Source organism: Candidatus Margulisiibacteriota bacterium (assembly GCA_041650855.1).
GTDB lineage: Bacteria > Margulisbacteria > WOR-1 > O2-12-FULL-45-9 > XYB2-FULL-48-7 > JALOPZ01.
In genome coordinates, this window is record JBAZKJ010000001.1 from 488035 (window position 1) to 501795 (window position 13761).

Annotated in this window: 16 protein-coding genes; 1 reads left to right on the forward strand and 15 read right to left on the reverse strand. The window is 60.0% G+C overall.

Going from position 1 to position 13761, the window contains the following annotated elements; all coding sequences use genetic code 11:
* Nucleotides 1–6: 6 nt before the first annotated feature.
* The 14 genes from WC529_02400 to WC529_02465 all read right to left on the reverse strand — a co-directional run bounded on the left by WC529_02400 (nt 7) and on the right by WC529_02465 (nt 9383).
* The gene (locus WC529_02400; protein ID MFA5113129.1) at nt 7–513 is read right to left on the reverse strand and encodes an ORF6N domain-containing protein; all 507 of its coding nucleotides are present in this window, start codon (nt 511–513) and stop codon (nt 7–9) included.
* Between the two features lie 22 nt (nt 514–535).
* Complete coding sequence (locus tag WC529_02405) at nt 536–2077, reverse strand: YifB family Mg chelatase-like AAA ATPase (protein ID MFA5113130.1); 1542 nt, start codon at nt 2075–2077, stop codon at nt 536–538.
* Nucleotides 2071–2436, reverse strand: coding sequence for a YraN family protein (locus tag WC529_02410; GenBank protein ID MFA5113131.1), 366 nt, complete (start codon nt 2434–2436; stop codon nt 2071–2073). The genes WC529_02405 and WC529_02410 overlap by 7 nt, the downstream gene beginning before the upstream one ends.
* A 136-nt stretch (nt 2437–2572) precedes the next feature.
* Entirely contained in the window at nt 2573–2845 is a 273-nt protein-coding gene (locus WC529_02415; GenBank protein ID MFA5113132.1) for an HU family DNA-binding protein, read from the reverse strand.
* Between the two features lie 70 nt (nt 2846–2915).
* Complete coding sequence (locus WC529_02420; GenBank protein ID MFA5113133.1) at nt 2916–3521, reverse strand: ribonuclease HII; 606 nt, start codon at nt 3519–3521, stop codon at nt 2916–2918.
* Nucleotides 3521–4051 (reverse strand): signal peptidase I, encoded by a 531-nt coding sequence (gene lepB / locus WC529_02425; protein ID MFA5113134.1) that lies wholly within the window; start codon nt 4049–4051, stop codon nt 3521–3523. The genes WC529_02420 and lepB overlap by 1 nt, the downstream gene beginning before the upstream one ends.
* On the reverse strand, nt 4038–4415 hold the full coding sequence (gene rplS, locus WC529_02430; GenBank protein MFA5113135.1) for a 50S ribosomal protein L19: 378 nt from the start codon (nt 4413–4415) through the stop codon (nt 4038–4040). Before rplS ends, lepB begins: the two co-directional genes overlap by 14 nt.
* 22 nt (nt 4416–4437) lie before the next feature.
* Complete coding sequence (locus tag WC529_02435; protein MFA5113136.1) at nt 4438–4992, reverse strand: RNA methyltransferase; 555 nt, start codon at nt 4990–4992, stop codon at nt 4438–4440.
* On the reverse strand, nt 4985–5707 hold the full coding sequence (gene trmD / locus WC529_02440; protein MFA5113137.1) for a tRNA (guanosine(37)-N1)-methyltransferase TrmD: 723 nt from the start codon (nt 5705–5707) through the stop codon (nt 4985–4987). Before trmD ends, WC529_02435 begins: the two co-directional genes overlap by 8 nt.
* 24 nt (nt 5708–5731) lie before the next feature.
* On the reverse strand, nt 5732–6154 hold the full coding sequence (locus WC529_02445) for a YlqD family protein (GenBank protein ID MFA5113138.1): 423 nt from the start codon (nt 6152–6154) through the stop codon (nt 5732–5734).
* Nucleotides 6154–6411 carry a KH domain-containing protein gene (locus WC529_02450; protein ID MFA5113139.1) on the reverse strand — a complete coding sequence of 86 codons (258 nt, stop codon included), beginning with the start codon at nt 6409–6411 and terminating at the stop codon, nt 6154–6156. Before WC529_02450 ends, WC529_02445 begins: the two co-directional genes overlap by 1 nt.
* Nucleotides 6408–6779, reverse strand: a complete 372-nt coding sequence (gene rpsP, locus WC529_02455) for a 30S ribosomal protein S16 (GenBank protein MFA5113140.1) — start codon at nt 6777–6779, stop codon at nt 6408–6410. Before rpsP ends, WC529_02450 begins: the two co-directional genes overlap by 4 nt.
* 10 nt (nt 6780–6789) lie before the next feature.
* Nucleotides 6790–7833 (reverse strand): chorismate synthase, encoded by a 1044-nt coding sequence (locus tag WC529_02460; protein MFA5113141.1) that lies wholly within the window; start codon nt 7831–7833, stop codon nt 6790–6792.
* A 53-nt stretch (nt 7834–7886) separates the two neighbouring features.
* Nucleotides 7887–9383, reverse strand: a complete 1497-nt coding sequence (locus WC529_02465; GenBank protein ID MFA5113142.1) for a GGDEF domain-containing protein — start codon at nt 9381–9383, stop codon at nt 7887–7889.
* 76 nt (nt 9384–9459) lie between these two features.
* On the opposite strand from WC529_02465, the gene rlmD reads away from it, so the two are divergent.
* Complete coding sequence (gene rlmD, locus WC529_02470; GenBank protein MFA5113143.1) at nt 9460–10716, forward strand: 23S rRNA (uracil(1939)-C(5))-methyltransferase RlmD; 1257 nt, start codon at nt 9460–9462, stop codon at nt 10714–10716.
* On the opposite strand, the gene glgP is transcribed toward rlmD, so the two are convergent.
* Nucleotides 10697–13720 carry an alpha-glucan family phosphorylase gene (gene glgP, locus WC529_02475; GenBank protein MFA5113144.1) on the reverse strand — a complete coding sequence of 1008 codons (3024 nt, stop codon included), beginning with the start codon at nt 13718–13720 and terminating at the stop codon, nt 10697–10699. The two genes, rlmD and glgP, sit on opposite strands and share 20 nt — an antisense overlap.
* Between the last annotated feature and the right edge of the window lie 41 nt (nt 13721–13761).

Here is a 13761-nt window from a genome sequence, read left to right on the forward strand (position 1 = left end):
GATACATTACGCCTCACCTCCTCGGAGAAATCCGATCCGTTTCTTCGGTCCTATAGGCGGATCAATGATTTTTCTTAAAGCGCTGAAAACGATCCGAAAACGCTTGTCATAAGTCCGCTCCATTTCCCTTATCTGTACTGCCAGCGCCTTGTATGAACCGGCCATTTCCCGCATCTTCACGAACGCCCGAACAATGAAGATGCCCATCTTGATAGCCCGTTCCGTATTCAAAACCGAGGAAAGCATCAGAGCGCCATGTTCCGTAAATACTAAAGGGAGTGATCCGCCCAGGCTCTTGGTAGTAGGTATCGCATTTTGCGATACCAGCCACCTAGTTTCTGTCTCATTCAAGCGGAACATGAAATCTGCCGGAAAGCGTCCCGGATTACGTTTTACCTGTTCCCGCAAACGGATCGGCTTAACGCCGTATAATTCCGCCAGGTCCCGATCCAGCATCACTTTAAGTCCTCTGATCTGATAGATATTCCGATCAACTATCTTCAGCAGCATCATTTGGTCCATTGTCTTTCCCCCCTTATCCCGAGCTTGTTGCGGGGTTGCGATCCATATTACGGTATTGAGTCGCTTCCGCTATATGCTTTGCCTGGATTGCGGACGAGCCGTCCAGGTCGGCGATCGTCCGGGCGACCTTGAGGATCCGGTCGTAAGCCCGGCCGGACAACTGCAGGTGCATGATCGCCGCTTTCAGCAGCGCCTCGGCCTCCTTATCCAGCACGCAGGCATCCTTCATCTGCCGCGGGCTCATCCGGGCGTTGCAGAACGCTTCGCTCCCCTGGAATCTTGCCTGCTGGACCAGGCGGGCGGCCGCGACCCTGGCCCTGATCGCTTTTGACGGTTCTCCGTTCGGCTGCGCGGCCAGCTCTTCCTTCTTCAGCCGGGGAACTTCGACATGCAGGTCGATCCGGTCGAGCAGCGGACCGGACAACTTGCTCCAGTACTGCTGGACCTTGAACGGGGAACAAGTGCAATGCTTGATCGGGTCAAGATAATTGCCGCACGGACAGGGATTCATCGCCGCCACCAGCATGAACTGGGCGGGATAAGTGAGGGTCGAATGGGCGCGGGAAATGGTGACTTTGCCGTCTTCCAGCGGCTGGCGCAGGACCTCCAGCACGTTCCGTTCGAATTCGGGAAATTCATCGAGGAAGAGGACTCCCAAATGAGCGAGGGACACCTCCCCCGGGCGCGGGATCCGGCCGCCGCCGATGATCCCGATGTCGGAAGTGGTGTGGTGGGGGGAGCGGAACGGCCGGTTGGTGATCAGCACTTTCTTGCCGTCGAGCAGCCCGGTCACGGAATACAGTTTGGTCACGTCCAGCGCTTCGCCGAGGGAAAGCGGCGGCAGGATGGTCGGCAGCCGGCGGGCAAGCATCGTCTTGCCCGAACCGGGAGAACCGACCAGTAAAAGATTGTGGCCGCCGGCAGCCGCGATCTCCAGCGCCCTTTTCGCGTGCCCCTGCCCTTTGACGTCGGCAAAATCGATCCCGTAATCCGGCTCCGGCGGAAAAAGGGCGGCGATATCTATTTTGTGCGGGGCGATCTCCCTGGCGCCGCTCAAATATTCCGCCGCTTCCCGCAGCGAGCCGACCGGCAGGACGTCGATCCCGGCCACCAGCGCCGCTTCATCGGCGTTCTCCCGGGGGACCAGGAGCGTCTTGACCCCGGCGTTTTTTAAGGAAAGACAGATCGGCAGTACGCCGTTCACTCCGCGCACGCCGCCGTCCAGCGACAGCTCGCCAAGCATGAAGGCGCCGTCCAGCCTTTTGGGGCCGATCTGTTCGGAAACGGCCAGCATCCCCAGGGCGATCGGCAGGTCGTAAAGCGGGCCTTCTTTCCTGGTGTCGGCCGGCGCCAGGTTGATCGTAAAATAGCCGGGCGGAAATTCGAAGCCGGAGTTCTCGATCGCCGCCCGGACCCGGTCGCGCGATTCCTTGACCGAGGCGTCGGGCAACCCGACGATCGACTGGCCGGGGAGCCGCTTTTGCGCGTCGATCTCGACCGTCACCCGGTAAGCTTCCAGCCCGAGCACCGCCGCCGAATTGATCTTGATCAGCACGAAAAAGCGTTCCTGTACAGCTCGATCGCCCGGGAGCCGTCCAGCCGCCGGTAGATCGTCAGGACGTCGAACCGGCAATAAGTGTCCTTGACCTGTTGCTGGTAAATATACGTTTGCGCGGCGTGGATAATGCTCTCCCGCTTGCTCTTGCGGACGGCGCCGGCCGGCGAGCCGAGGCTGCGGAACGAGTAGCTCTTGACCTCCACAAAGACCAGGAAACCGCCCTCTTTGGCGATCAGGTCGATCTCCCCCTGCTGAGAATGGTAATTCCGCTCGATGATCTGATAGCCCTGTTGCCGGAGATACTCCTCCGCCGCGTCTTCCCCCTCCTGCCCCAGCCGGTAACTCTCCATCCCCATGCCCGCGCAATAGCAATCTTATTGCCACGCTCAGCGCTAAGTGAACTGTAGTGCTTTTCGACAGTGGGGTGACTGGCGGATAGAAGAAGCCCCCTACCTTCCGGCTAAAACGCCAAAATTTAGGGGGCTTCGGGAGCTAATTGAGCTGATCGAATAAATGTTGACCCATGCTGAACTTGACGACGTTGCGGGCCGGGATCGTCAGTTTCTTGCCGGTCTGCGGGTTGCGGCCCGGGCGGGCTTTGCGGCGCGCCTTTTTCCAGGTGCCGAAGCCGACGAGCCGGACCTCCTGGCCTTTTTTCAGCGAGCCTTCGATCGCGTCAAAGGTCGTGTCAAGCATCGCCATCACCTTGGTCTTGGACATTTTGGTCTGCTTGGAAACGAAGTTGCAGAGCTGTTCCTTGTTCATCTTTTTTCACCTCCCCGGTTGGTTTTAGTAAAAATATTATAACAACGCCCCGGGCGGAGTGTCAAGCGGGTCAAGCCAGAGAGCCGACCGGCCGGAACGAACGCCGGTGAATGGGCGCCGGCCCGTATTGCCGCAGCAGGCGGCAATGCTCCGCCGTGCCGTAGCCTTTGTGGCGGTCAAAGCGGTAGAGCCGGTAAAGATAATGGTATTTTTGCATGATCCGGTCGCGAGCTACTTTGGCGATGATCGAAGCGGCCGCGACCGCCGCGCTTTTCCGGTCCGCGCCGGTCATCCCTTGCTGGGGAATGACGCTTTTGATCTTCGACCGGCCGCCGTCGATCAGTAAAAAATCCGGCTTCACGCCCAGCTTGCCGACCGCCCGCTCCATCGCCAGCCGATTGGCCCGGCCGATATGCAAGCGGTCTATTTCCAGATGCCCGGCGATACCGACGCCGACCGCCAGCGCTTTGGCCTTGATCACGCGGCACAATCTCTCCCTTTGCCGGGCGGACAAAAGCTTGGAATCATTAAGGCCCTTGATCGCGTATTGGGGCGGCAGGATAACGGCGGCCGCGACGACCGGACCGGCCAGCGGACCGCGGCCGACCTCGTCAATGCCGGCGATCAGGGTGAAGCCTTTTTGGCGGAGACGGTTCTCGTAAAGGAGCGAGGGCATCAGTCCCAGGCAAGCAGGCCGAACTTGGCGAGCGGCCAGAGCCGGAGGAACGCGGGGCCGATCAAATTGCTTTTCGGCAGGAAACCCCAGTAGCGGCTGTCGGCCGAGGCGGGACGATTGTCCCCCATGACAAAGAACGAAGCGGGCGGGATGGTGACCGGGCCGAAATTGGCGTAGTCCTCGTTCAGCGTGTGTTTCTCGGCTACCGGTTGGTCATTGATGTAGATCTTGCCGTCCTTGACCTCCAGCTTCTCGCCGGGCAGGCCAACCAGGCGCTTGATCAGGTCTTTTTTCTCCACGCCCATCGCCGGCACGCCGCGGAAAACCACGACCTCCAGGCGCCGCGGCTCGCGGAAATGGTAAGCGACTTTATTGACCACGATCCGGTCGTTGATGTCGAGCGTCGGCTCCATCGAGCCGGAGGGGATCCAAAAGACCTGGAGGAAAAAAGCGCGGATCACCAGCGCCAGAACGAGGGCGACGATGATCGTTTCGGACCAGTCAAAAAGCCAGTGGTTAAGCCGGGGCACTTTCCGTGGCCCCTTCGATCTTGTCGGCTTCGTCGACCTTGGTCGCTTGGCCGCCGATCCTCTTGCGCAGGTAATAAAGCTTGGCGCGGCGGACCTTGCCGCTGCGGATCACTTCCACCCTGTCGACTTTCGGCGAGTGGATGGGGAACGTCCGCTCGACGCCGACCCCCTGGACCAACTTGCGGACCGTGAAATTTTCCCGGCTGCTGCCGCCGGTCCTTTTAATGACGATCCCTTCAAAGCCCTGCAGCCTTTCCTTGCCGCCTTCCACGATCTTGGAAAAGACCTTGACGGTATCTCCGACCTTGAAGCTCGGGACATTCTTCTTCATTTGACTTTTTTCGATCTCGGTAATAACGTCCATGGGGAATTACGCTCCTTCTAAGCTATCGGCCTAGCAATCTATCCAGTATTATAGCAGTTGCGGAGCGAACTGACAAATGGTTATACTCGGCTTGGCCGATCACGGGCGGCAGGACCCCGTCCACCTGGTCAAAAACCTCGTCCGCCATCCCCCAGCCGGTGCCGAACAGCAGCAGGACCGGCTGGTCGCCGGTCTTCAGTTCGGCGCTCAGCTGCGCAAAGCCGAGCGTGGTCCGCGGCTTGGCCGACGTCGCGATCACTTTTGGTCTCCGGCCTTCGGCCTTTTCCACCGCGCCGATCGCGTCGGCCAGCGTCCCCTGGATCGAGACCAGCTTGAACGCCTCCGCCCTGGTCCAGTTGAACTCCAGGCTCCCTTCGTCCATCCAGAATTCAAAGATCCGCCGGGCGAACTCCTGCTGGGCCGGCAGCGGATTAACGACAAAATATTTTTTGACCCCGAAAGTCAGCGCCGAACGGGCGATATCGTGCAGGTCGAACCCGGTGATGCTGGTCGTGACCACGTCCTGCCGCTTGTTGTAGACCGGATGGTGGAGCAAGGCGAGGTAAAGATTAGCCATGCTGCACGATCTCGGTCAGGAGCGCCCTGTCCTCTGCGGTCAATTTTGCCTTGGCCAGTAGGTCCGGCCGCCGGTAAAGCGTTTGCCGCAGCGCCGCCCGGCGCCGCCACCGCTCGATCTCCGCGTGGTGCCCGGAAAGCAGCAGTTCAGGGACTTTGTCCCCTGCGTGCTCCTCCGGCTTGGTGTAGCTCGGGTGGTCGAGCAGATCGCCGAAAAAGGAGTCGTTCTCGACCGAGCTCTGCTCCTTAATGACCCCGGGAATTTGCCTGGCGATCGCGTCGACCAGGACCATCGCCGGCAGTTCGCCGCCGGTCAGAACATAGTCGCCGATCGAGATCTCCTCGTCGACCAGCTGCCTGGCCCGCTCGTCGATCCCCTCATAATGCCCGCAAAGGATGACCAGGTGCTCCGCCTTGGCCAGCTCGTTGACCTTGTGCTGCGTCAGCGGTTTCCCGGTCGGGCACATATAAATAACTCGTGACCCGTGACTCTTGACCCGTGACAAGGCCGCGGCGATCGGGCCGACCATCATCACCATGCCGGCGCCGCCGCCATAAGGCGAATCATCGGCCGTCTTATGCTTGTCGGAGGTAAAATCGCGCAGGTCGACCACTTGCAGAGAGAGTAATTCTTTTGACTGGGCTTTTTTGAGCAGGCTTTCGCTCAACGGCCCCTGGAACATCTCCGGGAAAAGGGTGAGGAGAGTAAAGCGCATTGTATCCCGAGACCGGGCGCCGGATCAGACGCCGCGGATCTCTTGGATTATCCCGTCCTTAACGACGATCTCGGCGCCGCCGACCCGTTTATACAGGTTGTCGCCGATGCTGACGGTGACCGGGCCTTCCAGCGGGCCCTGGACGAACTCGGAACCGATCTGCAGCCGCTTCGCTTCTTCGACCTTCATCATCAGATCGGCCTTGGCGGCGGACTGGCGGCCCCGTTCTTCTTCGTATTGGTGCTTGAAGGCGGCCGCTTTTTGCATGAGCCCCTTCTTTTTCAGGTCTTCCATGTACCCTTTGCTCTGGGCTTCCATCTGATTGACCTGGCCGTCGATGTTGGCAATGGCCCGTTCCAGTTCCTTGACCAGGTTGTCTTTAAAAGCTTCCGTCACGATCGCCTTGACCATCACGATCCGTTTTAATTCGATCCCTTTTTCCGCCATTATCTTGCCTCCCCTGTTCGCTTATCTTCGGTCAAGATCTCCACCGAGACCTTCTGGTTCTGTTTCGCAGACGCCGCCTTGACGATCGTCCGGATCGCGTTGGCGATGCGGCCTTCGCGGCCGATGACCTTGCCGGCGTCTTCCGGCGCGGTCCGGATCTCGATGACCGTGGCCATGGGGCCGGCCGCTTCGTTCACGGTGACCGCCTCGGGATTATCAACTAATGACTTAACGACGTATTCGACGAGCTCTTTCATGCCGCGGCCGCTTCTTCCTTGGGCGCGGGGGCTGCCGGAACGGCCGCCGCCGGGGCTTCCGCCGCTGGCGCTGCCGCCGCCTCGCCTTTCTTCTTCCGTTTCGGTAAAGCCGCCAGGTCGATCGGCGGCAGGACGCCCGCTTTGCCGAGCAGGATCCTGACCTTTTCGGTCGGCTTGGCTCCCTTGCGGATCCAGTCGAGGGTTAACTCTTTATTGACCGCAAACTCGGTCGGTTCTTTTAGGGGAAAATACGTGCCGAGGATCGCGACGACCCGCGCCACGGTCGGCCGGGCCTCGTCCTGGACAACGACCCGGTAAGACGGCTGATTTTTGGTCCCAACTCTTTGTAATTTGATTTTTGCTGACATAGTGAGGCTATTATAACACAGAAACTTGTTTTTGATAAGCGGCAAGATTCGCCTTCAGCTCTTCCAGGCTGTCGCCGCCGCACTTTTCCAGCAGCGCGTTGACCACTTCGATCAGGGCGGCCGCTTCCCCGATCACGGCGGCCGCTTCGACGGCGCAGACGTCGGCCCGCTCAACGTGGGCCGCTGCCGGCTTTTTGGTCGCCAGGTCAACTGACTGGAGCGGCTTCCCTAGCGTGGCGATCGGCTTCAGCGCCGCGCGGATCACGATCGGCTCCCCATTAGTGATGCCGCCTTCCAAGCCGCCGGCATTGTTGCTTTTATGGTAAAAACCTTTCTTTTTGACGTAGAAAAGCTCATCGTGGACCTTGGAACCGAGCCGTTTGGCCGCCTCGAACCCGAGCCCGATCTCCACCCCTTTGACGGCCGGGATTGACATGATCGCCCTGGCCAGGTTCCCGTCCAAACGCTTGTCCCACTGAGCGTAAGTCCCGAGGCCGATCGGCAGCCCAGTCACGACCACTTCGAAAATACCGCCGACCGAATCGCCGGCTGCCCTAGCTTGGTCGATCGCCCGCTGCCACTCCTTCCGTTCCTTGCGGCCGCCAATCTCCACGACCCGGCTGGTCGCCCTGATCTTGACCTCTCCCGCCAGAGCGCGGGCGACGGCGCCGACGGCGACGCGGGCCGCGGTTTCACGGGCGGAAGCGCGCTCCAGAATGTTCCGCACGTCTTTTTGGTCGTATTTAGCGGCGCCGGCCAGGTCGGCATGCCCGGGCCGCAGCGCGGTAATGGCCTTTTCGAAGAATTCGGTGCTCTTGTTGGGGATCAGCAGGGCGATCGGGCTGCCGATCGTTTTTCCCTTGCGCAGGCCGGACAGGATTTCCGCCTGGTCTTTTTCCAGTTTCATCCGGGCGCCGCGGCCATACCCCAGCTGGCGGCGAGCCAGGTCAAGATCGATATCCTCGGCGGTCAGGGGAAGATTGGCGGGGCAACCGTCCAGGATGGCGACCAGCGCCCGGCCGTGAGACTCACCGGCAGTAAGGTAACGCAGCATTTGCTCGGATTATAACACGGGGTTTTTGGGCGGGCAATGCTAATTTAGCCGGGTCAATGAGAGGAAACGATCACCCGATTACGGCCCTTTTCCTTGGCATCGTATAGGGCCTGATCGGCCCGGTAGATCAGCTCCCCAACGGTCAGCGGCTTATTCGGGTCCTGGTCCTTGACCAGCGTTGAGACCCCGATACTGATCGTCACTTTGATGGATTTTCCCTGATATTCAAAATTCTTATTCTCGACCGCTAACCTGACCCGCTCGGCGATCTCCCGCGCGCTGACCCCGCCCCCGTTCGTTTCCGGCAGGATGGCCGCGAATTCTTCGCCGCCGTAGCGGGCGACCGTATCGATCTTGTCCCGCAGCTCTTCTTTGATCGTTTGCGCCACCTGGCGCAGGATATAATCGCCGGCCTGGTGGCCGAGCGTGTCGTTGACCTTCTTGAAAAAGTCGATGTCGGTCATCAGCAGGGAAAGCGGATGGTTATAGCGGAGCGAACGGGCGATTTCCTTTTCCAAATGCTTGTTGAAGTAGCGCCGGTTGTGGACGCCGGTCAGTTCGTCGTGGACCGAGATGTCCTTCAATTTCTGGTGATTTTCCGCCCGGTCGTTCGCGCCGATCACCCCCTTGGCGAAGGTGTGCAGCAATTCCAGGTCCCGCTTCTTTTCCTCAAAGAGCGGTTTCCGGCTTTCCCAGTTGGTGATCATGAAGACTTCCTGCTCGTTCCGGTCGCGCCGGTTCAGAACCAGGTACAGTATTTCCCGGGCGCCGCCGGAGCCGTAACCGTTCCGGCCCTGCGCAACATCGCCCTCCTCGTCCTTACGCAGCTGTTCTTTGTCGACAAAGTCGCACTTGGCCCGGTCGGGAATATGCAGGAAACCCCATTCCCCGTCAAATTTCCATTCGTACAATCCTTCGCTGGCCGCCCGGGCAACGTCAGCGGCCGGGATCTCTTGCCGCAACAGCTTAATGATAAAACCTTTTTCCGAGTTGGGATCGGACGGCCGCCGTTCGGAGAAGCGGGAGACCCCTTCTTCCCCCTCGGAATTGCGATGGTGCCAGGTCCCTTCCCCGGAGTTTACCGAGTAGACGCGGACGCCGCTAAAGCCGAGCGCCTCGCGGATGCATTTGGTGGCGATCAACCGGTTCTGTTCCGGCTCCAGGCCGAGCTTCTGGACGAATTCCTGCAGGGAAAGCAGCCGCGCGTTGATGTTCCGCAATTTGATGTGGGCGTCGACCAACCGGCCGATGGCATCCCGTTCCTTGATAACCCCGGTATAAATGCCGCCGAAATTGAATTCGGCGCAAGTCAGGCCCTCCGCTTTAAGCATTCCGATCAGCTCTTCGGCCGAGCGGGGTGTTTCCGGGAACAGTTCGACCATCCGGGGAGCGATGTGTGGCAGGAATTGTTCGTTGATCCGCCCGTCGGCGCACAGCACGGCGCTGGGCAAAAGATTAAAGACCCGGGTTTGCCGTTGTTTCTTGATCTCCACGCCAAAAAAGCGGGAAATAGCCAGATTGATCTGTTGTCTTTCTATCCTGGCAACCATGACCTGATAGTATCCTCCCTACTGGTATTTATCGTGAAATATCAGCCGGAATTTCACGGTTTGCTATAATGCCTGTATGCCCGAAACGGTCAAGATCACCGCGTTGGATGAGAAAGGGAAAGGGGTCGGCGAAGGAGCAAGCTACCCTTTCACCTACCCGGGCGACGTTATCAGCGGTTCGGTCATGAACAAGAAAAAGAAGCTGGGCGCCGTCCACTCCCTGATCTCCGGCTCGCCTGATCGCCAGACGCCCCCCTGCCCCTACTTCGGCCGGTGCGGCGGCTGCTCCTGGCAAGGGCTAAAATACGCGGCCCAATTAAAACACAAAGAAACATTGGTCAGGGCCCTCTTCGGCGACTGCCGGCCGATCATCCCTTCACCGGACATCTATTACTATCGCAATCGGATGGATTACGCTTTCGGCCCCGCTCACGCCCTCGGCCTTAAAGCCGGCCGGTATAAAGTGATCGACCTGGAAAAATGCCTGCTGATGTCGGAGGCCAGCAATGAGGTCATGCAGGCGATCAAGCGCTTTGCCGCCGCGTCCGGCCTGCCGGCCTACGAATTCAAGCGGGGGCTGCTCCGCCATCTGGTCATCCGCGAAGGGAAGAACGTCAACAATCTCGTCGTCAATATCCTGACCTCCGATCAGGGGGAATTCCCGCTGCCGCCGCTCTGGGCGGAGCTGAAAGACCGGGTCGCCGGCCTGACCTGGGCGGTTAACCGCTCGCTGGCCGACCGCTCGTTCGGCGACGTTTTGCAAACGCTCGGCCGGGACCATTACGAGGAAGTCTTGGGCGGGCTAAAGTTCAACGTCCCGGTCCAATCGTTCTTCCAGACCAACATCAAAGCGGCGGAAAACATCCTAACGACCGTGCAAGGCCTGATCAAGGCGGACGGCAGCGGCACCTTGCTTGACCTCTATTCCGGGACCGGGAGCATCGGCCTCTTCCTGGCCGGGTCGGTCGGCAAGGTCATCGGGCTGGAAGAGAACAAAGAAGCGGTCGAGCTGTCCCGGAGCAACGCGCAGCTGAACGGTATCAAGAATTTCTCGGCCAGCTTGGGGCGAGTTGAGGAGATCCTTCCCTCTTACCGGGAGAAAGCCGACCTGATCGTGGTCGACCCGCCCCGTCCCGGCCTGCATAAAAAAGTGCTCGAAAAACTGGGCGAGTTAAAAGCCCGGCAGCTAATTTACGTTTCGTGCAATCCGCTGACGCAGAAAAATGACGTGGAGGCGTTAAAAGCGTTCGGGTATAAAATTGAAGCTTGCCAGCCGCTCGACCTCTTTCCCCACACCCCGCACCTGGAAAACGTTATTGCGCTGCGGCTTTAGCAGCCGCCCGGAGCTCGATGATCCGCTGGGCCGCCGCGTCGATGATCTCCATGAACTTGTCGGCATTGAGCGGTTTGCCGGAAAAAGCGTTGTCGACGTAGACCATCGCCTGCAGTTTGCCGTCCGCCCCTTTGACCGGCAGCAGGAGATAATTCTCGATCTTGCGGCCGTCAACGGCCAAGAGCTGTTCGATCTGTTCGCGCAGTTCGCGCAGCCGGACCGTGTCGAACCCGCCGTTGAACTCCAGATGGTTGAACATGGTAAAGCCGTCCTGGACCTTGATCGGGCCGTAGACGATGTTCTTCCCGACCGGTTTGCCGCTGATCGCCAGATTGAGCGCGCTCTGGCCCTGGTCGAACTTGCGCAAGAACTGCTGAACGCCGGCGGTGTAGGTGTTACGGCTCAGGTCGGTCAATTTCCGGTGGTGTTCGCTCGTGCTGGTCTCGCCGATCGCCTGGGCGCCGACCAGTTCGCCTTTTTCGTTGGGGACAAAGATCGCCACCCGGTTCGTCTCGATGGCGTAGCGCGGCATGTCGACAAAGCCGCCGGCCGTCGCCAGGACCAGCGCCCAGTTGATCACCGCCGCCTCGTTGTCGAATTCGGCAAAATCGGCCGCCATGTCGACCTCGAGCCGTTTCGCCTTGGCCGAGCCGACGATCTCCAGCAGTGAATTGATCAACATCTGGCCGCTCTCTTCGACCAGCAGGCCGCCGTTGCGGAAATCGATCTTGTAGGCGCCGCGGATCTCGCCGTTGACGATCTCCGGCACCAAAATGAACGGCTCGGGCGCCGACAGTTTGCCGTCGCGGTAGCAGCGCCGGTCTTTCTCCGGATAGGCGATGATCTGCGCCTCTTTTGTCCGAAGCAGGTCGGCCATCACTTCGCCGGAAAATTCGGCGAGCGCCTTCCAGTGGTCGAAACCGGACTGCCCCAGCTCGCTCCGGCGCTCTTCGTAAACGATCTCGCCAAAGCGTTTGCCGATCCAGCCGCGGGCGATCCGGACCGATTCGTTGTGCGCGTCGTAGCGGGTAACGCGCCAGCTGCCGGGGAGCGCCTTGAGCAAAGCCGTGGCTGCCAGTTCTTCAATCTTCGCTTCGGTCGGCGCTTCCGCCACCGCCAGCGCGGTCCGCCCGAACAGCTTGAAGGTGTCGCCGAGCGACAGGCTTGCCCGCTCCTCTTGTTTCGGCAGGAGGAGCGGATCGCTGATCCGCGGCCGCCAGACCTCGGCCACGTACTGTTCGGTCATCCGCTGCGTGTTGAAAAAGCTGCCGTTCAGGGCGATCGCCTCGATCATCTGGTTGACGAAGGTCGGGTCCGCCCCGCGGTTGCGGTAAGCTTGCAAAACCGTTCCCAGCGTCTGGTAAAGCGAAGCGGAATCGGCATTATAAAGCTGCGGATCGTTATCGCTCGGTTTGAGCGCCGGATCGCCGATCGTCCAGCCGCCGCCGCGCGTCTCCGCCCACCAGCCGTCGCTGATGCTGACGTTGGGGACGCCGTTGATCGACGCTTTCATCCCGGAGGTGCCCGACGCTTCGTAAGGCCGGAGCGGGTTATTGAGCCAGATATCGGCGCCGGAAACCAGGACCGCCGCCTTCGACATGTCGTAATCGGGGATGAAAGCGAATTTGATCTTGCCGTCGGTCTCGCGCATCAGCCGGTTGCCGACCTCGATCACGTGCGCGATGATCCCCTTGCCCGGGCCGTCGGCCGGATGGGCTTTACCGGACATGATGATCTGCAAGCCGCCGTGCTCGTCCGCCAGCCGCCGCAGTTCCGCTTCGTTGGTAAAAAGGAGGTTGCCGCGTTTGTAAGTGGCGAACCGGCGGGCGAACCCGACCGTCAAGACCTCGGGGTCCATTTGGACGCCGACCATTCTTTTGACCATGTTGATCAGCCTGGCCTTGTTCGCTTGATGCGCCGACCAAAGCGCCTCCCGGACTCCGGGGTCATCGCGCTTGATCATCAGGGCGCTGAGCTGGGCCGGGTCTTTTTTCCAGTCCGGCACGTGTTCGTCCAGCACTTGCTGGACGTTTTCCGAGGTCCAGGTCAGGTGGTGGATGCCGTTGGTGATCCCGATGATCGGCCGGAACTCGGGAAACATCTCTTCGGAAACCTGCGCGTGCAGCTGGGAAACTCCGTTCCGGACGCCGGAAAGCCGCATCGCCAGGAGCGCCATGTTGATAAAGCTCTGGTTCTGCGGGTCTTTGCCGAGCGCCAGGACGGCTGTCCGCAAAAACTGCTCGCTGAAAGCGTGGGTGATCTGGCCGATCTCGAACCGGTCAAAGCCGGCCGGGACCGGCGTGTGGGTGGTAAAGGAAAAAAGCTCCTTGACCCCCTGGAAATCTTCCGGGGTGATGTTCTCCAGCGCTTTTCCCAGCCGGTTCAGGACCTCAACAATAGCGAACGCGGCATGGCCTTCATTTAAATGATAATAAGAGATCGGCAGGCCGAAAAGCTCCAGCGCGCGGACGCCGCCGATCCCGAGAACCATCTCCTGGGTCAGTCTTTCCCACTGGCCGGCCGCGTACAGCTGGCTGGTGATCTCTTCAAAACCGTGCGGGTTCGGGACTCCCCGCGTATCGAGCAGGGTCAGCGGCACGAATTCCCCGCCGTAACCTTTGATCTCCATCCCCCACAGTTTGGCGGTGATCGTCTGCCCGGCGATCTGCAGCGAGACCGCCTCTTGCAGGTCAACGAGCCCGGTCCCCCGTTCGATGTCCCACGATTGCCTTTCCTGCCGCTGGCGGCCGTCAACTATCTGTTGTTTGAAATAACCGTCGCGGTAGAGCAGGCCGATCGGAAAAACCGGGGCACCGATATCGGCCGCCGATTTGACCCAGTCGCCGGCCAGGACACCCAGTCCGCCGGAATAGATCCGGAACTTGTTCGCCAGGGCGTACTCCATGCTGAAAAAGGCGACGTTCTGCCGCGGCCGCCTTTGGGCCATGTTATAAACTCTTTCTTTAAAAGTGTTGGCGGCAGCCGCCTTTGCTCGGGAAACCATACAGAGCTATTTCCGCGGGTCGCGGCTGAAATTTCACCCGA